14 protein-coding genes are annotated in these 23,155 nt (G+C 42.8%); all 14 read right to left on the bottom strand.

The window, feature by feature from the left end; genetic code table 11:
• Window positions 1-62 precede the first annotated feature (62 nt).
• Window positions 63-1,430, bottom strand: a complete 1,368-nt coding sequence (locus tag AC1DXF_RS28520) for a glycoside hydrolase family 43 protein (RefSeq protein WP_477452090.1) — start codon at window positions 1,428-1,430, stop codon at window positions 63-65.
• A 150-nt stretch (window positions 1,431-1,580) separates the two neighbouring features.
• On the bottom strand, window positions 1,581-3,737 hold the full coding sequence (locus tag AC1DXF_RS28515; RefSeq protein WP_477452089.1) for a glycoside hydrolase family 3 C-terminal domain-containing protein: 2,157 nt from the start codon (window positions 3,735-3,737) through the stop codon (window positions 1,581-1,583).
• A gap of 19 nt (window positions 3,738-3,756) precedes the next feature.
• Window positions 3,757-6,636, bottom strand: coding sequence for a beta-galactosidase GalA (gene galA, locus AC1DXF_RS28510; RefSeq protein ID WP_477452088.1), 2,880 nt, complete (start codon window positions 6,634-6,636; stop codon window positions 3,757-3,759).
• Between the two features lie 301 nt (window positions 6,637-6,937).
• Window positions 6,938-7,246: a hypothetical protein gene (locus AC1DXF_RS28505; protein ID WP_477452087.1), complete on the bottom strand. Its 309-nt coding sequence runs from the start codon at window positions 7,244-7,246 to the stop codon at window positions 6,938-6,940.
• Window positions 7,236-7,451 carry a hypothetical protein gene (locus tag AC1DXF_RS28500; RefSeq protein WP_477452086.1) on the bottom strand — a complete coding sequence of 72 codons (216 nt, stop codon included), beginning with the start codon at window positions 7,449-7,451 and terminating at the stop codon, window positions 7,236-7,238. The genes AC1DXF_RS28505 and AC1DXF_RS28500 overlap by 11 nt, the downstream gene beginning before the upstream one ends.
• Before the next feature lie 402 nt (window positions 7,452-7,853).
• Window positions 7,854-9,641 (bottom strand): family 43 glycosylhydrolase, encoded by a 1,788-nt coding sequence (locus AC1DXF_RS28495; protein WP_477452085.1) that lies wholly within the window; start codon window positions 9,639-9,641, stop codon window positions 7,854-7,856.
• Between the two features lie 140 nt (window positions 9,642-9,781).
• Window positions 9,782-11,209 (bottom strand): cellulase family glycosylhydrolase, encoded by a 1,428-nt coding sequence (locus tag AC1DXF_RS28490; RefSeq protein ID WP_477452084.1) that lies wholly within the window; start codon window positions 11,207-11,209, stop codon window positions 9,782-9,784.
• Between the two features lie 183 nt (window positions 11,210-11,392).
• Window positions 11,393-11,557: a hypothetical protein gene (locus AC1DXF_RS28485; protein WP_477452083.1), complete on the bottom strand. Its 165-nt coding sequence runs from the start codon at window positions 11,555-11,557 to the stop codon at window positions 11,393-11,395.
• A gap of 312 nt (window positions 11,558-11,869) precedes the next feature.
• On the bottom strand, window positions 11,870-12,421 hold the full coding sequence (locus tag AC1DXF_RS28480) for a hypothetical protein (protein ID WP_477452082.1): 552 nt from the start codon (window positions 12,419-12,421) through the stop codon (window positions 11,870-11,872).
• A gap of 260 nt (window positions 12,422-12,681) precedes the next feature.
• On the bottom strand, window positions 12,682-14,130 hold the full coding sequence (locus tag AC1DXF_RS28475) for a cellulase family glycosylhydrolase (RefSeq protein WP_477452081.1): 1,449 nt from the start codon (window positions 14,128-14,130) through the stop codon (window positions 12,682-12,684).
• Window positions 14,131-14,285: 155 nt separating this feature from the next.
• On the bottom strand, window positions 14,286-15,827 hold the full coding sequence (locus tag AC1DXF_RS28470) for a glycan-binding surface protein (RefSeq protein WP_477452080.1): 1,542 nt from the start codon (window positions 15,825-15,827) through the stop codon (window positions 14,286-14,288).
• 26 nt (window positions 15,828-15,853) lie between these two features.
• Complete coding sequence (locus tag AC1DXF_RS28465) at window positions 15,854-17,437, bottom strand: RagB/SusD family nutrient uptake outer membrane protein (RefSeq protein ID WP_477452079.1); 1,584 nt, start codon at window positions 17,435-17,437, stop codon at window positions 15,854-15,856.
• 26 nt (window positions 17,438-17,463) lie between these two features.
• Window positions 17,464-20,634, bottom strand: a complete 3,171-nt coding sequence (locus AC1DXF_RS28460) for a SusC/RagA family TonB-linked outer membrane protein (RefSeq protein ID WP_477452078.1) — start codon at window positions 20,632-20,634, stop codon at window positions 17,464-17,466.
• Window positions 20,635-21,245: 611 nt separating this feature from the next.
• A partial coding sequence (locus AC1DXF_RS28455; RefSeq protein WP_477452077.1) for a hybrid sensor histidine kinase/response regulator transcription factor occupies window positions 21,246-23,155 on the bottom strand: 1,910 nt, incomplete at its 5' end.

Below are 23,155 nucleotides of genomic sequence, written 5' to 3'. Positions count from 1 at the left end.
AATTTCCCTCGGGTACAAATCTTACGCGAACGACTACATTAAGTAAATTCTTAAGCCCTTATTTATTTCTTATTGAATTTCCACCAGTTGAAATTAAACAAATGCCCCTGGCTACCTTTAAACACAAAGTATACATCGTGAATACCCGTTGCTTTGTTAACCGCAACAGATTGGGTTCCCCATATATCCAAACCGCCTGTGTTTTTTACCGATAAAGTACCTAATAAGAAACCGTCACGACTGTCAATGTGTATCTCTATCATACCTCCATCAGTATTTACTGCAACATCCGCGCAAAATAATTTTGGGCCACTTTTAAAATCGACGCTTCGTACTTTAATATAATCACCACTATCTATAGCTGTTACGTATATGCCATTATTACCTTTTGCGGTACTAACACCCGATTCCCAGGCTATTGTTTCTGCCTCCTGACGAACAAAAGGATCCAGGTTTCTTACTGCTTTGATCACGCCTTCGGTAGTAGGGCTGATCATAGGAATTGTACCATCAGGTTGATAAGTAAATTGATCAACACAAACCGACCTTGTAAAGCCCCCTCCGCCCGGTAAAGCTTCGTTATGATAAAAAAAGTATGAGTTACCATGGTAATCTATCATCCCGGGGTGATTTGTAAATGCGCCGCGTTTCTTAATAATGCGCATAAGTGTATCCCGGTATACCCACGGACCAGTTGGCCCCGTACTGGTAGAATAAGCTATATGCTCCGGCACACCGCCGGCAGGATATACCATATAGTACATTTTTTTTCGTTTATAAAACCAGGGCCCTTCCTCGTATTGGGTAAAACGGTTGGGATCTCCGGTACGTTTCCCAAACCCTTGCTCTGTAAACGGCACCATTTGTATATCTCCTGAATAAGAGATCATATCCTGATTTAATTTCACATAAAACAAGTGTGGGTTTCCCCAATACAGATAAGCCTGCCCATCGGTATCAATAAATACCGTGGGGTCAATATCGCCACGACCAGTATAAGCTAAGGGATGGCCAATGGCATCAATAAATGGCCCTTCGGCTGTTGGGCCAACGGCTACCCCAATAGCCATACCTTTGCCGTCGGTCCGGGTCATTGGCACATACCAGTAAAATTTACCATTACGAAAAATACACTGCCCGGCCCAGGCATCTTTACTTGCCCATGAGAATGTTTTTACCGATAACGGCGCGCCCCTGTCGGTCCAATTCACCATATCTGTGGTTGAAAATAAGTGCCAATCCTTCATAATGAACGGTGTAGCTTTATCCTCGTCGTGGCCTGTGTACAAAAACACGGTGTCATGGTACACCATAGGTGCCGGGTCGGCTGTAAACCTGGTTTGGATAATTGGGTTTTGCGCTCTCACGTTTGTTGCTGTGAACAGGAACAGGCACAAACCTGAAATGGGTAATATTTTTTTCTTCGTCAAAGTCAATATTATTAATTGTTTTTTACACTTATTTACCAGCCAACAGGCCATTTCCACTGAAAATTATTTCTGAGTTTACCGGTATTCCTGATAACCTGTTTGCCCGGTTCACAGATTTTCTATAAACTTCACACTGCTTCTGAAATGGGTTTACTTCACCGAAATTTTTACTTTTTGAATGATATTACGTGATGAATTACCTAATTGAAGGATGTATTCACCGGCTTCGGTATTCCATCCTTTTTTTGATTCGTCATAAAATGCCAAATCCCCAACCTTTACATCCAGTTCAACTGTTTTGGTTTCACCGGGTTGCAGAAAAACTTTTTTGAAAGCTTTTAGTTCTTTTTCAGGGCGCAAAACAGAGCTAACCGGGTCACTTACATATAACTGCACAACTTCGGCCCCGGATCTGCTTCCTGTGTTTTTGATGGTGAATTTCGCCCGGATTGTTTCATCCTTTTTATAGTTTGATTTATCTGTGGAAAGTTTGCTTATGGAAAAATCAGTATAGGAAAGCCCATAACCAAAGGGGAACTGTGGTTCAATTTTCTTCGTATCGTACCAGCGGTAACCAACCAGTATGCCCTCTTTATATTCAGCCGTTGCGCCTTTACCCGGATAGGTATCCAGGTTAAACGCGGGTGAATCTTTTAACGATACAGGAAAAGTAAATGGCAACCTGCCTGATGGGTTTACAACACCTGTTAATACATCGGCCAGTGCATTGCCTGCCTCCGAGCCGTTAAACCACGACCAAACAACCGCATGATTTGACTTTTTGATTTCATCCAGGTTATAAGGGGCACCAGCCATGATTACGATAATGGTATTGGCATTAACGGCCGTTACCGCGTTAACCAATGCCTGTTCGCCAAAAGGCAGTTCCAGGCTTTTACGGTCATGGGCTTCACTTTCATATTCACGATTGGAACCGATACATAAAATGGCAATGTCTGTTGTTTTTGCGAGCGCCACGGCCTCATCAATCAGTTTTTGATCGGGCTGGTCAGAGCCACGGTTTTGTTCATCACTATTGCTTGCCAGGTAGTTTGCTTTATAGCCCTGGGCAAAGCTGATATTGGCTGTTTTACCGAACCTTGATTTTATGCCTGCTAAAGCGGTAACCTCATATTTAGCTTTTACCCCTGCGCCATACCCGCCCAAAGCAAATGTGCGGATGGCATTATCACCGATGACAGCAATGCTTTTAATGTTAGCTGCTTTTAAAGGCAACAAATGGTTGTCGTTTTTTAGCAGAACGATGGATTCTGAGGCAATAGCATAGGCGGCTTTGGCATGTGCCGGTGTAGCGATAGATCCTTTAGGATGGTTAGTACTCATGGAGGTGTGGTACATTACCCACAAAATCCTTCTCACTTTATCATCAATTGTTTTTACCGGGACCTGGCCTTCCTTAACAGCTTTTAGTAGCGGCTTGGCAAAATACCACTGATCATACGGCCCGCTTGAGCCCATTTCAATGTCCAGCCCGTTGTTGGCCGCTGCTACGGTATGATGCGTCCCGGACCAATCCGACATGACCACTCCTTTAAAGCCCCATTCCTTTTTTAGTACTTTATTTAATAAATAGTCATTCTCGGAACACCAATAGCCATTCAGCTTATTGTAGGCCGACATAATGGTGTAGGCATTGCCTTGCTGTATGGCTGCTTTAAATGCCGGGAAATAAATTTCGCGCAATGCCCTTTCATCAACTATGGTATTTACGCTGTCGCGGTTAAGCTCCTGGTTATTGGCGGCAAAATGTTTTATACAGGCTGCTACATGCTGACTTTGGATCCCTTTTACTGATTGAATAGCCAATTGGCTGTTTAAATATGGGTCTTCCGAATAATATTCATAGGTACGGCCGCAAAGGGGCATCCGGCAGATATTGAATGCGGGTGCAAGCATTACAATCTTTTTACGGGCATTGGCTTCTTCGCCTATTACTACCCCGTATTTATTTGCCATTACTGGGTTCCAGGTGGCCGCTATGGCCGAGCCATTTGGTAAAAACGTGGCCGAATCGGTTGTCCAGTTGGCCGACGCCCAATCAAAGCGTTTTATCTCTTCACGTACGCCTAAGGGGCCATCATCGCAGGTTAGCTCCGGGATACCTAAACGGCTTACGCCTGCCGAAGAAAACAGCGCGTTGCCATGTAGCATGTCTATTTTTTCTTCCAGCGTCATTTTGCTCACAATGCTGTTGATCTTCGCTTTAAGCGCAACCTCGCTTTTGTTTTGTGCCGAAACGCCGCCGGCCACGAAAAATGCCATAAAACAGGCAAGGGTATATTTCATAAATTTTTTATGTGTTATGTTATTTATCGGCTGCTGTAATTTGAACAACAGCTGCTTTTAATCCTGGCGCAGTTGCTTTTAATATTATCTGGCCTGGTTGCCCGGTCGATTGTACAATAACCTGGGCGTTCCCGCTGAACAGTTTTCGTTTATATGTAGCAGCGGGATAAACCAATTGGATTAAACCTGGATCGGTATTAACGCTCGCCCAAATATTTGCTTTGAGTAAAGGTGTAGCTACAATAACAATGGTGTTGTTGCCCGGATGTAGTAACGCGGCTTCAAGTTTAAATTCAGTGTTCCCGGCGTCCGCTTTAATTTCATGCCCTATCTCTTTACCATTGATATAAATGCTTTGCACCTTGCCTATGTTTTTATTAAAAAAGGTAGCAGTGGCGGTGGTAACGTCGGCTGGCATCGTGAAACCAGCTCTGTAAACTATCGCTTTCACCTTTCGGCCAAATTCATCATCCCGGGTATCCTTAAAAGCTTTTTGCCAGTTACTGTCATCATAGTCAGCCGCAACTTCGGCCTTCACATTTAAATCATCTACAAATTTCTCCTTAAAATTCCCTATTTGAACAAGGTTAATCCGATCCAAGTATTGATCGGGTTCCAGCGAGGTGGGATCTCCGTTGCCAACACCTATTATTTTACCCGGTCCCTCAATTGAAAAGCCCAGTTCATTGTAGGCCGTTGGCACCCTTAAATTATTTTTATCAGTAGCTTGTAGGGTAATTAAGGCGATATCTTTGCTATCGGCTTTGATTGTCTCCCTGTTAGCCTGTAATTTAATATTGACCGGGACCAGGGTTGTTTTAACAACGTCGCTGCCCGCTTTTATTCCTTTTTTATAACCTATAGCTTCCAGTGTTCCCGGCTCATATTTCACCTGCCATTCCAGGTGCCCGTTTGGCTCCATAGCTTTTTTACCGAGGCTTTTCTTATTCAGAAAAAGTTCAACCTCGTCGCAATTACTATAGGCGCACACCCGTATTTCCCGGCCTTCTTTACCATGCCAGTTCCAGTGCGGCAACAGGTGTACAACGGTTTGGTCAGTCCACCATGACTTTAAATAATAGTAATCGTCTTTGGGGAAACCGCAGGCATCAAGCATTCCAAAATATGATCCGACAGAGGGCCATCCAAATGGTGTAGGCTCGCCTCTGTAATCAAAACCCGTCCAAATGAACATCCCTGCCAGGTACGGACGTGCGGCGTAATGTTTCCAGCCTTGCTCCAGGCTATAAAAAGAGTCGTTTTGCTTTCTGTCGTATGCAACAAGTTGCTGCTTGCCCATATCATCCTCATAAATCCCTCGTGAGGCTACTGTCGATCCTTCCTCAGTACCCCAGCTAAACTGGTTGGGATACTTTTTATGCTGTTCGTCGGTATTTTTAGTTGCTACGTAATTATAGCCCAGCACATCTATTACTGTTGATATTCCATTGCCAATACCACCGCTTATAGCCGCTGTGATATACCGGGTTGAATCGACAGATTTGGCAAAGGCCTGCATAGTAGCGGCTATACGCGCCCCGGTAATATTACCTTCAATGCCCCACTCTTCGTTCCCTATTGACCAGCTGATGATACTGGGATGGTTTCTATCGCGCAGGATCATCCTTTTCAGGTCATTTAGCTCTGTAGATGCTACGCCCATTAAGCGGTTTTCATCTATAACCAGCATACCCAACTTATCGCAGGCATCCAGCAATTCGGGCGTTGGCGGATGATGTGAACAGCGATAGGCATTGGAACCCATACCTTTTAAAGTACGGATCCGAAACTCCTGTAAAGCATCGGGCATGGCAGCACCTACACCGGCATGATCCTGATGATTATTGGTTCCCTTTATTTTAACGTGTTTGCCATTCAGAAAAAAACCTTCGTTGGCATCAAACCTGATGGTGCGAATTCCAAATGTTGTTGTATAACTGTCGGTAACAGCGCCATTCTCTTCAACGGTGGTAAGCAACCGGTGCAGGAAGGGGGTTTCTATCGACCATAGCTTAGGATTGGTTATAGATAAAATGCTTTTAACATCCTGCGATGTAAAAGGTTTCAAAGTAAGCCCTGTCGTTTTGCCGGTAGCAAGCGTTTTACCATCGGCGTCAACAATGGTTTGTGTTACGCTAAAGCTTCTTGCTTTTTTATCGCTGTTAATAATAGTGGCCGTTGCATCAACATCGGCAATATTGTTTTTCACCTGGGTTGTAACACATGTTCCGTTGGAAGCAATATGCAGCTGGTCGGTTTTATTGAGCCAAACATGCCGGTAAATACCGGCGCCTTCATAAAACCAGCCTTCTTCCATGGTTACATCAGCCCGTACTGCTATAACATTATTACCACCATAGTTTAAATATTCAGAAACATCGTACTCAAAGCTATTATACCCACTGGGCTCGGTACCCAGGTAATGTCCGTTGACCCAAACTATGCTGTTGCGGAACACACCGTCGAAGGCTATAGATATATGCTTACCCAGATCGGTAGCGGGAACAACAAAAGTTTTACGATACCAGCCCACGCTGGCATCAGGAAAGTTCCGGCCTATGGCCTTCGATCCGTGGCTTGAGCTGCCTTTAGCACTAAAAGGCTGTTCAACCGCCCAGTCATGCGGGAGGTTAATTTTACGCCATCCCCTGTCATCAAATCCTGGCGATGCGGCGCCGTCGCCATAGCCGGTTTTAGCGAAATAAGAAAACCCACCTGTTCCGTTATAAAAGTCCTTTGCCGGATCATAAGGATGCCCTAATGCAAAGCGCCAGTCATTATCTATACACACGTGTCCGCGTTTTGATGCGGGCACCGAAGGCTGCGCATAGGTGGTTGCTTTTACCATTGCCAGTAACAGGATACAAAAGATCCCTTTTATTATATATTTATTTTTCATTGTCAATTGACTTGCGCTGGCAAGTCCGATAATCCTAAAATGTTGTATAATCTTTTCTTCCCCCCGATACTATTTATTTGCGGCCGTAATTTTCACCAGTCCCTGCTTTAAATTCCTGCTCGCGGCAAGGGCTTTTCCCGGAGGAAAGCGCGTTGACGAATCAATGGTCCAATCCGAATACCCCCAGTACTGCCTGTTAATTTCAGTACTAACACCATGCGGTCAACATTTTTTTGTTTTAATTTGTTACCTGTTTAACTGCGTGTGCCTATCCATATCCACATAGCGCGTAGTTGAAACCTTATTCTGGAAGGTAACGCAACCCATAATGTTCTAAACATTTTTGAGTGAACTTCTTAATAAGAACCAAGCCCTCGTTACACATTTTTTTCGACTGAGGCGTTAAGGTAGCGTTACTCAATATATCAATGTGCTCCTTAAGCAACATGCCAATCGTATCAAAATTCTCTATCAAAGCTTTAATCTCACTTTCATCTAATTCTGGCGCTTTTGAAATCATTTGATTTTTCATGTTCTCTTTTTTTAACCAGGTATTATTCCCCATGGATATCAAATTTGGGGGAGCATCCCATAATATTTTAAATCCCATAATGTTCTAAACATTTTTGAGTAAACTTCTTAATGAGGACCAGGCCCTCGTTACACATTTTTTTCGATTTCGGAGTTAAGATAGGGTTGCTGAAAATAGTAAGGTGCTCCTTAAGCAACATCCCAATTGTATCAAAATCCTCTATCAAAGCTTCAATTTCACTTTTATCTAATTCCGGCGCTTTTGAATTAATTTGATTTTCCATGTTCTCTTTTTTTAACCAGGTATTATTGCGGCGGCAATCGTCATGCGTTCAAATAGCTCACAGTTGATTTCCGTCATGTTGAAAACAGAATCGTCAGAGTTAAAAAATGCCGGGACCTCTCGGTAAAGGCCCCAGGCATCCACTTATATTCAACTAAACTCTCTCTTATTTAATTCACCGGGAAACGGTACTGACTAATATGTTCACAGCATCCCTATTCTAGAAAAAGCTTTAATCCAACATTACTGGTTATACACTGCTTAATGGCATCCATCATACGCTGATCAAGCAACTTACCCAGCTCCCAAAACAAAGGCTTAACGGCTCCACTGAATTGGCAGTAACAGCCCGTTTTGATTGGACATCTACTTATAAATAGCATCAATAAACCAACAACCGGACTTAATAAAATTTCCATTCATCAAACAAAAAGCCTTCTCCCTTAAATACAAAATAGATATTCCCCACTCCTTTAGGCATGTTCAGTCCTATTTGTTTGGAGAGCGTAGTCCAGTCCTTCGCATCACACATAAGGGAAACAATAGCCGGGCCTTTAAGATTATTTACATAAACATCTATTCTACCTGTTCCTTTAACCCGGGCTTCGAATTTGGCAGGGACCTGTTTGCTAAAATCGGCTCCCCGCACCATGAGACATTGTTTATCTATCGTTCCTTTGGCAACCATATTACCCACAATACCAACAGTATCGAACTGGACGTGACCCGAAGTGCCCGCCGTGGTTTCTGCTTGCTGAACAACGAATGGATTTAACAGGCTAAGTTGTAAGGGGCCTTTAAAAGTTGCGCTGACCATGGGGAAAGCCACATCACTCCCTTCGTCTACCTGTATTGGTTCGATACCCGCATTACGAAAACCACCCTTAGTGTTAAAGTAATCCTGTAAATACATGGCATGGTAGGCAAGATAATATTTGTCTTTAAACTTGAACACGTGAGTGTGATTGTTTGTAAAAGGGCCCACATTAACCTCGCCGGTATTCTTAAAGTAATTATCACGATACTTCCAACTATCCGGATTTAAGGGTGTTTTACTCGTCATATAAGATATGTTGCATGCGGTTGGTTTAGCAATATTGCTATAAGGCCATTCAGTGCGTTCATCCCAACTCGTACAATAGCTATAAACCCAGGTTCCATTGATAAAGTTAAGGTCGCTGGCCTCATTAAAATAAGGAGCGGGTATCTTAGAGATACTGCCGGCCAAACTGATCATATCTGCTCCTAATTTGACAATCCTGGCATTATCCGGCATATATTTTGTTTTGGGCGTTCCGGCTCCAAAAACCAGCCAGCCTGTACCCTGGCCGTCAATCACAACTCCGGGATCGAACGGAGCACCGACATCCACACCGGGAACGGAGCGGTCGACTATGTTCTTTCCTAATGGGTCTTTCCAGGGGCCAACGGGAGAGGTGGAAGTAAGCACGGCTGAGCCACCACCGCCATTGGAGTAATACAAATAGAAATGCGTTTTGCCGTCTGCTTCCAGCCGGGATTCAATGGAAGGCGCCCAGGAATTCTGATTCCATGGTGCCAGCTTTGCTGTATTTATGAGGCCATGATAAGTCCAGTTGACCATATCATCGGAAGACATCATGACCAGTGTACGGATATGCTCGTATGAATTTTTCCCATCCTTTCCTACATGCTCATACTGTTCATGATCATTCGTGGCATACACATAAATTCTTCCATTGTATTCTACAGCTGTTGGGTCGGCCGTAAATATAAAATCTAATAAAGGATTCGCATTATTGGTGAGAAGTTTCGGCGAAGCTCTTGCGAATTTTGCTTCCAGGCCTCCATTAACCTCTATATCTGGCTGTGTAACTTGAATTTGCCGGTCAACACTATTCGGAGCTTTGATAGTCACTATCGCCCCGCGGGTAGCCCCCGTGTTGTTAGCGTTCGCGGTTAATTTAAGCGTAACATTTCCCGGACCTCCCGATGACCGGCTTATAGTTAACCACGGAAGTAAAATGTTGGCTGTCGCTGTCCAATTAGCATTGCCAGTGATAGAAACATCAGAACGACTTCCTTCCGGCTCAAAAACAACTTGCAGGGAAGAAACAGTGAGTTTAGTTTCAATCTCTTTTTTCTTAAAGGAAAAAGAAGGCAATGTGACCAAAAATAGTAAACCTAAAAATATAGCAAGGCCCTTTTTCATATTATTGTATTGTTCATTTTTGTTAGTTTAATTTATCTTTTCACACTCAATACCAGTCATATACGTCAAGCAGAAAACGGTACTGTCTAATCTGTTCACGGTACCGCTCTTCCGGTAAAAGCTTTAACCCAACATTAATTTTACTTATATCCTAATTTAATGGCATTATACATGCGCTGGTCTATTATCACATTATTAGCCCTGTCTAACATATTTCCTACCTCCCACCAGAATGGCAGCATACCATTCGCTTTAGCCGTTTTGGTCGTAAAAGTTGCCCAGTAGTCCACAGACCTGTTGTTCATCAACGTATCCTTAGGCATAGGCCTGTTAGGGTCAGTCCTCCTCGGGGCTGCATATTCACCAAGCACCACAGGGATACCTTTATCAACAAAATTCACTTTCATCTTTTGGTATTCAGCAGTGATCGCAGCCTCGTCTCCATTTCCAGGGGTGTTGTTGCGGTCTGGCTCAATAGTAGAAACATTCCCAGCGCCCCAGTAGTAAACCATTTTGCCCCAGCTTACATCTCCATCTGTTAGTATCGTAAATGTAACAGGGGTATAGTCGTGCACCTCGAGCATCAACTTGTTAGGTACCGGGTCGTGAGGCATAGTAGTCATCAAAGTAGCAGTTATAGAAATATTAGTGTGAGGCCCCTGCACAACCAGCACCCGGTAGGCGTTTCTGCCCCCGGTAGAGCGAACTGCCTTAATGAATGTTTCGTGATAACTATTCAATATGGCCATCTGCGCGGCGTTGTCAGCCGAAGGTTCATTTGCGCTGGCAAACAAAACGTGCTCATCAAAATCACGCAAGGTTGTAGCTATCTGTTCCCAAAGCGCTTTTTGTTTCGCATTAACAGAATCTTTCTTAGCATCGGTAATATTATTTTCCAGCCAGCCGTTGTCCCAGTGAATATTCACTATCACATACATATCATTAGCCACACAATATCCAACTACTTCTTTCACCCTGGCAAGCCATGCAGGGTCAATTGCTGCCTTTTTCCGGTTGCTTAGATGATTCCAATTCCATGAACAAGGAAGTCGTATCGCACTGAAACCTGTTGCTTTCAAATATTTTATATATGATTCGGTAATTTTATTACCATTCTGCCAATCAGCTTCGTTTGGGGGCTCCATGGTATTGCCAATATTTGTTCCCATTCCCGTTCCCATTTTTGCAGCCAGTTGCATGGCAGTACTGGTCACTCCAGTCATGTCTGGCGCTATAGGCGAGGTGTTATAACCTGGGTATATGGTGGGAGCCTGGGTTACCGTCACCCTTCTGGCCTGCCCGTTTGACGAACTTATATATAAAATTGCAGATTGGCTTGCACCGGTGCCATTTGGCGACGCCACTGTCACATGAATAACGGTACTCCCGCTCTTGCCGGATGTAGTGTTTAATTGCAGCCATGACAAAGCAGGGTTGCTTACGCTCCAATCAGCATTGCTGGTAATGGTAATGTCCTGGCTTCCTCCTTCGGGCGCAAAAGTAATCGCCGACATGCTAACCGTGAGTTCCGGCGCGGTAGTTTTCGCCTTTGTGCAGGCGAAAAGCATAATAATCGCACTAAGAAATATTATAGATTTAAAAAAATACATTTTTCTCATTTTTGTCTATAACTAAACTTTTTATAAATAATCTCCGCACTAAAAACATCTGATAACATTTTTTATTAATTATCCAGGATAATTTGAGGATTGTTGAATCAGCGTTTATTTGCCTCTGGCTAACATTAAATTTTACTTATATCCTGCAGTAATGGCATTTACCATCCGCTGGTCATTAACCACATTATTTTTTCTGTCAAAACCATTACTTACCTCCCACCAGAATGGTAAAAGATCATTCGCTCTCCTGGTTTTGGTCAAATAAGTTAGCCAGTACTCCACAGACCTGTTGTGCATCGGCATATCCTTAGGATTACCCCTGTTGGTTTCGGGAGTCCGTCTCCAGGTTCCATATTCACCCAGCACCACAGGAATACCCTTATCAACAAACTTCCGTTTTATCTTTTTGGAATTCAGAATCGATCACATCATCTTCTCCAAAAGCGGCGTTGCAGTCTGGCTCAATAGTAATGCGTCTGGCCTGCATATAAAAAATTCAATGATTTATTTTTAACCAACTTAAATGATTGAAGAAGTAATTTGATTTTACTCCTTCAATCTAAACCTTAATTGAATTGTCACATGATTGGTTCGATTCAGTAGCCAGGCTTACTTCGTTCCAGTAATTATAATATTATCAAACATTATAGCATTAGAAGTTTCAGTATTAGGATTCATTCTGAGACTTATTGTTTTATAATTTCCCGAAGGCAAAGCAACCGATTTTGCTTCTTTATTCCACCCTGCACCACTGGCAACTGTAGGTAGAGTTACCCAAGAAGCACCGCCATCAATACTTGCTTCAATTTTTGGTTTTACAGCATCTGCACCTTCTTCAACAGCAAATTCATAAGACAGGTTTAAATTTGTAAAACCAGCCACATTGATATTAGGTATGGTAACAGGAGCACCTTTGAATTCTATTTTCAATACAAATCCGTCACCCCACCCTTGACGCAAATTTATATTGGCATCGCCAGCGGTTTTTAAATTTACTCCACCATTCCATGTTCCTGCCTTTGTAGATGGTGCAAATGTATACGTATAGCGATCACTAACGGCGGCTACATTTGATTCAAAATTTTCGGCATACACAGTTTGCTGTGCTTTGGCTAACATCCCTGTTGTAAGAGCCAAAAATAATAGTGCGATTTTTTTCATTTTACTTGTGTTTTAAATATTAATTTATAGTTTAAAAATTATTCATTATTTGTTTGAAAAAACCTGAAAACCTCCTGCTGCGTAGCATTAAGGCTTCTGCCAGGTCTTTGTGCTTTTAAGGCTAGGCTTACCTTACGTAGGCTTGTTATTACCTGTCTATTCATGTTCTTTTTATTGCTTATTGATGCATTATTTTCATACTTCTCCTTTCGGCTCATAGAGTACTATTATCCCGGGAAAGCCTTAGTTCAATATTACTTTTACTTATATCCTTCCTTAAGGGCATCAAACATAGGCTGATCCTTTATCACATTATTACTTCTGTCTAGGAGAAAACCTACCTCCCACCAGAATGGCATAAGACCATCCGCTTTAGCCGTTTTGGTCGCAAAAGTTGTCCAGTAATCCACAGACTTGTTGTGCATAGCCATATCCTTAGGAAGATAATTGGGGTTGGTGACGGCGGCAGTCCTCCTCCAGACTGCATATTCACCCAGTATCACAGGGATACCTTTGTCAATAAAATTCTGTTTCACCGCCTGGAATTCAGTAGTGATCGCATCCTCTTCTCCATAGGTGGCATTACGGTCTGGCTCAATAGTAGAATGATTCCCGGCGCCCCAGTAGTAAAGCATCTTACCCCAGCTTGCATCTCCATCCGCCAGAATGGTAAATGCATAGGGCGTGTAGTCATGCACCTCGAGCATCAACTTGTTAGGTACCGGGTCGTGAGGAAGCGTAGTCATCAAATTAGTAGTTAAAGTAGGATCAGTGTGAGGCCCCTGCACCGCCAGCACCCGGTAACTGTTCCTGCCCCCGGTAGAGCGAACTGCTTTGATGAATGTTTCGTGGTAACCATTAAGTATGGCCATCTGCGCGGCATTATCAGCCGGAGGTTCATTCAAGCCGGCAAAAATAAGGTGCTCATCAAAATCGCGCATGGTTGTAGCAATCTGCTCCCAAATCGCCTTTTGCATCGCATTAACAGAATCTTGCTTAATTGCATTGGCATTGGCACTATCGTGAGAATTCAGTATCACATACATATCATTAGCCACACACCATCCAACCACTTCTTTCACCCGCGCAAGCCACGCAGGGTCAATTGTTGCCTTTTTTCGATCGCTTAAATGAGTCCAAACCCAGTTACAGGGAAGCCGTACAAAATTGAAACCTAATTGTTTTACATATTTCACATACGATAGGGTCAATTTACTACTCTGCCAATCACCTTCGTTTGGGGATTCCATGGTATTGCCAAAATTTATTCCCATTTGAAATTTTGCAGCCAGTTGCACGGCAGTACTGGTCATTCCGGTCATGTCTGGCGCTATTGGCGAGGTGTTATAACTTGGGTATATGGTGGGGGCGTGGGTAACCGTCACCCTTCTGGCCTGCCCATTTGATGAACTTATGTTTAAAATGGCCGACTGGCTTGCCCCGGTTCCATTTGGCGACGTCACCGTCACATGAATAACGGTACTCCCGCTCTTGCCGGCAGTTGCGCTTAATTGCAGCCATGAAAAAGCGGGGCTGCTTACGCTCCAGTCGGCATTACTGGTAACGGTTATGTCCTGGCTTCCTCCTTCGGGCGCAAAAGAAATCGTCGACAGGCTAACCGTGAGGGCCGGTGCCGGAGTTTTCGCCTTTGTGCAGGCGAAAAGTGCGATAATCGCAGCAAGAAATACTGCGGATTTAAAAAAATACATTTTTTTCATTTTGTTCTATCATTTAATTAAAAATTGCATAAACATCTCCTAAGCTCTCTTCCCTATTTCCCTCGTTTCGTTTTCCTATTCTTTTTAACAAATATTTTTCGAGGCAAAAAGCCCCCACAGCGATATGCTGCCGTGGAGGCTTTAGCTTATTTAATTTTTATAACACGGATATTATCGAATGCAGCATAAAAGCCAGTTGTTGTAGTTGCTGCGTCATAATTATGCCTATATAGGTAAGCGCCGGCTTTTCCTGATGAGCCCACCAAATCGGTGATATTAGTTAAGGGAGCTCCCATACCCTCGCCCAATGCATTACTTGCACGAAACGACGACAACGGGATAGTTATAGTAACCCACCCCTTTGTTTTGTACGCTTTTCCGGTTTTCCATGGTTCCCATCTGTATATATAGCCGCCTACATCTGTTTTAATATCCAGTGCACCACCATTCCAGTCTGTCGGTACACTTATTTCCATTTTCAAGGCCCAGTTGTCCGGGGCGTCAGTAAGGTTGGCTGCTGGTACCCATTGATTACTTGTTAAAATAATACCACCATTAGAAGAACCGCCACTCAAAACACCGGTATTCACAAAAATAAACATAGTATGGTTTGTGCCCATTACGCCATTAAAGGCAGTTGTTTCTGTAAACCAGCCGTATCGGTTATTGCTGTGAGCATCAATACCACCAACACCGTCGCCCCAGCCAGAAGCATTACCACCATAATCCGCATAAAGAACACCAGAACCATCCATATTTTCTATAACACCGTTTTTTAGATATGTTGGAGTATAAACATTGTAAGGAGTAGTACCCGTGCCGTACGTTGTGGTAATGGATACCGGTCCGCTTTGCGATAGCGCAGGCGCAACAAAACCAACAGACTTTGTATCTTTTGATGTTGTAAAAGTAGTAACTGCGGTACCCGCAAAGGTTAGCGATTGAATTTCCTTAAAATAAGTGCCATAAATATAAACCGAATCGCCAGGGCTGGGATTTTCGTTGGAAATCCAGGAAGTAACTGGTGTGGCTCTTATTGTATCCATAACGGTACCAGACTTAGTAGTTACGGTTACTAGCTTGTTGGATGTCGTTGCCGGCATCAAAAAGCCGAGGGAGTCGCCATAAAGGCTCGAATTAAACTTTGTGATTGGGGTTCCTCCATATACAAACTTTTGAACCAGCACTAAATTGGCACCAAAAAGATAAACCGAGTCGCCGGGGTTAGCAAATACATTGGATATAGCGTAAATAGCAGGTGCCGCAGGCCCTAATTTAAAAGAAAAGGTTGTTGAACCTGCCGGTGTTTTATAGGTTAAGGTATAGAGCTTAGCAGTGTCAATTTTTGAATATATGATGTTTGGTATTCGTACCACCGCGCTTCCCGATGCTAATAACGCAGGGTTAAAGGATGCAGAAACGCCGTCGAACTCAATTTCTGTTGCATTTTTCAGATTCTGCCCAATTATAACCACATATTTGTATGATCCACCTGACCAGGTAGGATCAGTTTGTGGATCACCAGTACTCAAAAGCGTATCCTTACCTGCCGCATGATACAATCTTACGCTTGTAATAACTGGGGGGATAGAAGAACTCTCGGTATTTTTCTTACAAGCCGGCAGTAAAGCCACCATCATCAAAAATAGCGGCAAAAAATACAAGCGGATGTCTAAATTTCTTTTCATTTTAATATAATTTAGCTGTTAAAAAATTAATAATAAGGTACCGGCGGGTTCAGCAATTTGGGGTCGCTGGTCACCTCTGATGCCGGTATTGGCAATGTAAATGAGTCTATTGTTGCCGGATTAACAGTTTGCGGCCCGCCATCATTACCCGCTGTTGTTGGTGTTGCAACCCCACTTTTATAACTGAATGTAACGCGTTGCTGGTTATTGAGGATATTGATAGCCGTTGCGGGGTCGTAATAAGAAAGCCGTACCAGGTCTATCCAATATTGCCCCTCAAAAGCCAGTTCAATTCTTCTTTCATTTAGGATGGTTGCAGGGGTTAACACCGAAGCCTGATTCACCCCAGCCCTTGACCGCACCGCGTTAAAATATCTCAGGGCTGTACCATCGGAAGTGGTTGCATTGTTGCCCAAAATGGCTTCGGCATATATCAGGTACACATCGGCCAACCTAAGCATTGCATTATGTTCGGGAGATGACCAAATATCCATTGTTGGCAAGTTGTTATCTTTCTCGTTACCGATAATGTGTTTTTTCAAACTCACCTGTGTTGCCGTATAACCACCACCCGCAGCATTCAATTCAGGATAATGATCTCCGGTGAGCATAATAGTGGCTCTGCGCCTTAGGCTATCTTGCGCTGTATATGCCAGATAAAAGTCGTAGGTGATCTGTATGGTACCCCACGCACCTTCCTTCTGCGCGGTTACAGCGGTGCTTGGCGCAAGGAGTCCGGCCCAGGTGTTGCCACTGCCATAACCCACGCCTCCCGCCCATTGAAGGGAGAATAAATCTTCGGGGACATCGTTGTGTTGCACCGTGAAAAGATCATAATAGCTGGGAAGCAAAGACAAGCCGCTGTTATTACACACATTGCCTGCATATTTTTTGGCGCTGTCCAGCAATGCCTGGTCGCGTGAGCCGCTTTTGCCCAAGCCCGCCCAGGTTAAATATACTTTGCCCAGCATCCCTTGCGCCGACCATGTGGTTACCCTGCCAGCTACATCTTTCGCCGGAAGGCTTTGCGCCGCGTAAGTCAGGTCATTGGCAATAAATTTATAAACATCCGAAACAGTATTGCGGTTAAGCAAGGAGTTTTGTATTAGCTTACTGTTATCCTCAATAATAGGTACGGCGCCCCAGTAAACTGCCAAATGATAATAGGCTACGGCACGGATAAATTTAGCTTCGCCAATGGCGGCATTTCTATCAGAAACGGAAATTGAAGATGATGCCTGGCTTTGAATCGCATCGATAACCGTATTACATTGTGCGATAACGTTGTACAAGCCTATCCAGGCTTGCGATACAATGCCATTTTGCGCTGTAATGGTACGCGTAAAAAGCTCATGTAAATCCTGATAATATCCTTTATAGCCATTTCCGCTCAATGCGTCACTAATTGGCAACAAAGAAGCAGAATGAAATTGCCACCACTCAGAACCGCCATATAGGTTTGCTGTGGCCAGCCTTAAATCGGAAGTAGTTTTGTAAAAATTATTAGAACTTATCTGCGAGTTGGAAGGGCGTTCCAAAAAACTCTTTTTGCATCCGGCAATTGCTGCTGCAAATACCAAAAAAATTATCATTTTACTAATTGGTTTCATAAATATCCTTTTTAATTGGTGATTCCTTATTTGTTAAATGTTATACTGGCACCAATAGTAAATACTCTTGGCTGAGGATAATAACCACCATCCCAGCCTGCCTGGAGTGGGTTCCATGAACCAATTTCAGGATCCATGCCGGTATATTTTGTAATTGTAAAGGCGTTGGCCACTGTACCATAAACCCGGATTGAGCGCACGTATATTTTCGACAAAATACTTTCTGGCAATCGGTAACCCAAGGTGATATTTTTGCACTTCAGGAATGACCCATCTTCGATAAACAGACTATTAGAACGGTTATTACCGTTGGTATTGTCGTTTCTCAACCCCACAGTGGTTGTATTCGGATTAGTAACATATACATTGTTAACATCGGATGCCGAGCCGGCTGGGTCAATTAAAGCCAAATGGGCATAATTTAATACTGATGTAAAATAGGTGCTATTATTTTGCGGATTGCTTTGTGCTACAGCCAGTTGATTAAATACTTTGTTGCCATAGCTGCCGCTGAAGAAAAAATTCAGGTCGAAATTTTTGTATCTAAATGTATTATTGATGCCATACTGGAATTTTGGGAGCGGGGAACCCAAAAAAGTTTCGTCCCTTGAGTCAATAATGCCGTCGCCATTCAAATCTTTAAACTTGCGGTCGCCGTACCAAATACCGCCCCCTACCGCAGAAACCGGATAAGGTACCCCAGCTTGGTTAGCTGGCAAGGCATGTGTTAGAAAATCATTAGAGGTTGCAAATACGCCATCAAATACATAGCCATAAAATTCGCCGATGGGCTGCCCCACCATCGTTTTTTCCACCACATCGTTAATCACATAAGAGGTTTGGCTCAAGTTAGCATCAGATCCGCCTGAACCTAAATTAAGTACTTTATTGACATTGCGTGATAATGTAAGATCAGTTTTCCAGGAAAAATTTTTGCTGTTAATATTGGTAGAACTGACCCGGAAGTCGAACCCTTTGTTGCTTACAGCACCGATATTGACAAAAGGTGCCTGCATGGATCCAGGCGACCACCCTGATGTAGTACCGCTGTACAATGGCAACGGTACCTTTAATAAAAGTCCGTTTGTTTCGCGGTCGTAAACATCTAATGAAAAACTAATCCGCCCGTTAAAGAACGTACCATCAAGGCCCAGGTTATAATATTTTGTTTTTTCCCAGGTTACAAAAGGGTTTGCCAAATTGTTTTGAAACTGTGCCGTACCCGATAAGCCATTGGCCACTGATGAAAGTTGGGTAACAAAAGTATTGCCGGGTATGCCCTGATTGTTGGTAAGCCCATAACCAAGCCGGAGCTTTAATTCATTTATAGATTTTACGCCTTTTAAAAATGCCTCATTGTTAATTTTCCAGGCCACTGCGCCCGAATAGGTAACAGCCCAATTTCGGTTGACCATAAAATTCGAAGAACCATCGTCCCTAATATTACCGGTGATCAGGTATTTATCGTTCCAGGAAAAATTAACACGTCCGAAATAGGATTCCTGTGCCGAGCCGCCATTACCGTTAGGCCCTGAGTTATCGCCACTATTTCTGGCTGTAGTCGCATCGCCGGAATTAAGGGCCGTCACATTGTTTGAAGGGAAATTTGTCCGTGAGCCGCCAACATTTTCGAAAGAGCTCATCTGCGCTTCATGCCCTGCCAAAACATTTACACTATATTTACTAAAATTATGGTTATAAGTAAAAAAGCTGCGTATTACCGTATAAAAATTTTGGCTTAGGTTCGAATTAGCTCTGTTAATACCATTAGTAAATAAACCAAATTTATAAGTTGGGTTAAAATTATCTTCAGAACTAAAATCGAAATTACCGGATACTTCATTGCGCAACGACAAATCTTTAGTAAATTGTATTTCGGCATACGCATTGCCAAATATCTGGTTCCTTCTCCTTACGTTTGTGACAATCTTGGCCATTGCCACCGGGTTAGGAACAGGTGCAGTATAACCGTTCGGGTTGGTAACACCGCCGTAGGAGCCATCAGAGTTTTGAACCGGAACATCTGGTGTCATGTTTAACGCCGAATTAATTACGCCCGAGGCAGTAGTATTTTGATTTTCATAAACATGGGCCAATTGAAGGCTGGTTCCTACTTTTAGCCAATTAGTGGTTTTGTTATCTAAATTCAGCCTTACGGAGTATCTTTTAAAATCAGATCCAAGGGCTATCCCTTCCTGGTCAAAATACGAGGTTGATAGTAAATATTGGGTTCTGGAATCGCCACCGCTTATTGTTAGGTTATGGTTGTTCATTGGCGCCCTGCGGAACAGTTCTTTTTGCCAGTCGGTACCTGTACCTAAATATTGAGGATTTTCGAATTCGGGTCTGGCATCGAAGCCCCAAACTTGTGCCCGGTCATTCAAAATAGTAGCGAGCTGTTGCAAGTTAACTACAGGAAGTTTCTTGGGCAACTCCTGATCACCTGTATAAAAATCATAACTTACCGTTGGCGGTCCGACTTTACCCCTTTTTGTAGTGATAACAACTACGCCATTGGTTGCCTGCGAACCGTATATGGCAGTCGCGGAAGCATCCTTCAATACGTCTATTGATTCAATTTCAGCAGGATTGATAGTGTTTAACGGATTTCCACCTTTCCCGGGGTCGCCAACCGGGGGAATAATAATACCATCTATCACGTACATTGGCGAGTTAGAACCACTTATGGAAGATACCCCCCGTATTTGAATAGACACGCCGCCACCTGGCTGGCCCGACACTTGTTGAACCACAACCCCGGCAACTTTACCTTGTAGGGCCTGGTCAAAAGTAGAGGGTTGAGTTTGGCGCAAATCGTCGCCCCTTATGGAACTGATAGAGCCAGTTATATCCGGTCTTCGCGCTTTAGCGTAACCAATAACAACAACCTCGTTCAAATTGCTGGATGTTGAACTGAGCCTGACGTTAATTGCACCGGCTTGTTTCACAGCTACTTCCTGCTTTGCATAACCTAAAAAGTTAAAAACGAGTACTTTTCCCGGCTCAGCCGCTATATTGTAGCTACCATCAATGCTTGACACAGTGCCCAGGCCCGTCCCTTTAATTTTGATGCTTACGCCTGGCATTGGCTGGCCATCGTCGGCGCTTGTTATTTTGCCGGTAATATTTACCGTTTGTGCATGGGCTGAAAAATAAAGAAACATGCCCGTGATAAATAATGAAATCTGGTGTTTCATTTTTCTTTGTAAATTTTTATCCATCTTTTAAAAGGATTTTAAGGTTTGATAATTGGTACATTGGTGTTTGGCTTAACTTGGATCTTATTCTCTATTCATAATTTATTATCAGTTTATTATATGGTTATTAAATGAAAAATTGAAAAACAGGTCCGCGAAAGCTGCCGCATAATTTTTTATTTTTATCCCAGCAATTGATAGCCAAAAGCACGCAGACAAAAACCGATACGTTGGGGTATGCAGCATTTTCATCGTAATAAATTTTATTTAGTCCGGTTTATTTGTTTATAATTTGATGAATATGCGAAGTGACAGCGAACAGTTTGTTAACGGCATAAAGCGCATATTATCGGGAGGTAAATCTACAGGCGGTTCAAAAAATGAGATAACAGGTTTGGGAACGAATATAATACAAATGGGAAATCGCATTTAACTAATTGAAAATGAGATAGTTAAAATCGCTCAACAGTTTGATTATCTTATTTCACAGATGGTTCAAGAAATTTTAACTGAAATAGTAAGAAGACCCTTACTTAACAGATGACATGTTAACGGTATTGGGGAACCGATATAAAAAAATAAATTAGAATAAAATGAAATTTGATTTCATTTTAGCTTTGGTCGGAATTTTCTTTTGCCGAATGTTGATTGATGTTGACGTAATTAGACGGAAGGATATTATATTCTTCTTTAAAAATCTTTGTAAAATAGTGAGGTGAGTTAAAGCCGACTTCGTAGGATATTTGACTTACAGTCTTCTGACTATTCTCCAGCAAATAGACTGCTTTTTTTAGCCTAATCGAACGGATAAATTCAACAGGCGTTTTACCTGTAAGCAATAGCATCTTCTTATAAAGTGTTCTTCTGCTCATGTTCACCTGGCGACTTAATTCTTCAACAGAAAGATTATCATTTGAAATGTTCTGCTCAATATATTCAACAATGTGTCTGAAAAGCTTTTCATCCTCAGATTCTATAGCTTCTTCCTGTAGCTGCACATTCATCTGTTTTTTATACGTTTGTTTAAATGTGTCCTGCAGGGTCAATAAATTTCTGATCTTTGAAAGCAGTATCTCAAAATTGAAAGGCTTTGTTATGTAATCATTAGCTCCAATTTCAAGACCTTTCAATTGTTCGCTTTCGCCGGTTAGCGCGGTTAACAAAATAACCGGAATATGCGAAGTGCGGCTGTCATTCTTTAGTTTTTTGCAAAGGTCAATACCTGTCATTGCGGGCATGCTAATATCACTTACAATAAGATCCGGGTGCTGGGATAACGCTTTCTGCCAACCATCTTTTCCATTTGCAGCTTCGACTAATTTATATATATCCTTTAAATTATCTTTCAGATAAAAACGAAAGTCATCGTTATCCTCTACCAAAAGAACCACCGGCTTTTTATTTGATCGCTGCGGTTTGACGATACTTTTATCTTCAATATGAGTAATCTCATTTACGATTTCCTCATCAATGTCATCGTCCGATGGCAGATCTATATCTCCACGGTTATAGATGACAAACGGCAGTTTAACGGTAAAGCAACTGCCATGATCGGGCTCACTCTCAACGGTTAATTCGCCTCCGTGCATCTTCACAAACTCATGCGTAATGGCAAGGCCAATGCCGCTGCCCTGGTTAATCATTGACTCTGGAATGTCGTGTTGAAAAAACCGTTCGAAAATTTTACTTTGTTTTTCAAGCGGGATACCAATACCTGTATCAATCACCTTAATTTCAAGCGGGGCATCGCCGGCTTCGCTATCTACATTAAGCAACAGGCTTACCTGGCCGCCAGGCAGTGTAAATTTAAAGGCATTTGAAAGCAGGTTAAACAATACCCTTTCTATCTTATCACGGTCAAAACTGGTAAACAGCGAATCGATCGAGGTATCAAAAATAAAATTAATCTCTTTTTGTTCAGCGATATCAGTAAATGAAAGGTATATCTCGTTGATGAACTTCACAATATCCCCCGGCTTGCTATGTAGTTTCAATTCCTGAATTTCCATCTTCCTGAAATCAAGCAACTGGTTTACCATGTTCAACAGTCGCCGGGCGTTTTTTCCTATCATGCCCAGCTGTTGTTGCTGTTCCTGATCAGCCCGGGTAAGCATTTTTTCGACCGGAGCCATGATCAGCGAAATCGGTGTTCTGAACTCATGGCTTACGTTGGTCAAAAACTTGGTTTTCAGTTGATCAAGATCCTGCATTCGCTTAATCTCCTGCCGCTCCTGTTCAATCATCAATTTTGCTTCCTGTTTTTCTTTCTCTGCTATGAATTGTCTTCTTATTTTTTGTATTCCGCGCCGGCGTATAAAAAAGAGGGTCCCGGTTATCAGCAACAGGTAAATAACATAAGCTAAAGTAGATTTCCAGAAAGGGGGCAATACCTTAATTTTTAAAGAAATACTATGCGGGCTCCAAACACCTTCAGCATTGGACACACGTACCTTAAAAGTATAATCTCCCCCATCCAGATTGGTATAACCGGCTTTTCGCGTTTTATTATCTACATTTACCC

Source organism: Mucilaginibacter sp. P2_A5, from assembly GCF_056404995.1.
Note: the sequence above shows the minus strand (reverse complement) of the source record. Positions and strands in the feature narration are given on the sequence as shown.

Coding starts and splice junctions, on each gene's coding strand:
- AC1DXF_RS28470 (WP_477452080.1), bottom strand. CDS start 15,827: ATGAAAAGAAATTTAGACATCCGCTTGTATTTTTTGCCGCTATTTTTG.
- AC1DXF_RS28485 (WP_477452083.1), bottom strand. CDS start 11,557: ATGCACAACAGGTCTGTGGAGTACTGGCTAACTTATTTGACCAAAACC.
- AC1DXF_RS28490 (WP_477452084.1), bottom strand. CDS start 11,209: ATGCTTTTCGCCTGCACAAAGGCGAAAACTACCGCGCCGGAACTCACG.
- AC1DXF_RS28480 (WP_477452082.1), bottom strand. CDS start 12,421: ATGAAAAAAATCGCACTATTATTTTTGGCTCTTACAACAGGGATGTTA.
- galA (WP_477452088.1), bottom strand. CDS start 6,636: ATGAAAAATAAATATATAATAAAAGGGATCTTTTGTATCCTGTTACTG.
- AC1DXF_RS28515 (WP_477452089.1), bottom strand. CDS start 3,737: ATGAAATATACCCTTGCCTGTTTTATGGCATTTTTCGTGGCCGGCGGC.
- AC1DXF_RS28465 (WP_477452079.1), bottom strand. CDS start 17,437: ATGAAACCAATTAGTAAAATGATAATTTTTTTGGTATTTGCAGCAGCA.
- AC1DXF_RS28460 (WP_477452078.1), bottom strand. CDS start 20,634: ATGAAACACCAGATTTCATTATTTATCACGGGCATGTTTCTTTATTTT.
- AC1DXF_RS28500 (WP_477452086.1), bottom strand. CDS start 7,451: ATGGAAAATCAAATTAATTCAAAAGCGCCGGAATTAGATAAAAGTGAA.
- AC1DXF_RS28475 (WP_477452081.1), bottom strand. CDS start 14,130: ATGTATTTTTTTAAATCCGCAGTATTTCTTGCTGCGATTATCGCACTT.
- AC1DXF_RS28505 (WP_477452087.1), bottom strand. CDS start 7,246: ATGGGATTTAAAATATTATGGGATGCTCCCCCAAATTTGATATCCATG.
- AC1DXF_RS28495 (WP_477452085.1), bottom strand. CDS start 9,641: ATGAAAAAGGGCCTTGCTATATTTTTAGGTTTACTATTTTTGGTCACA.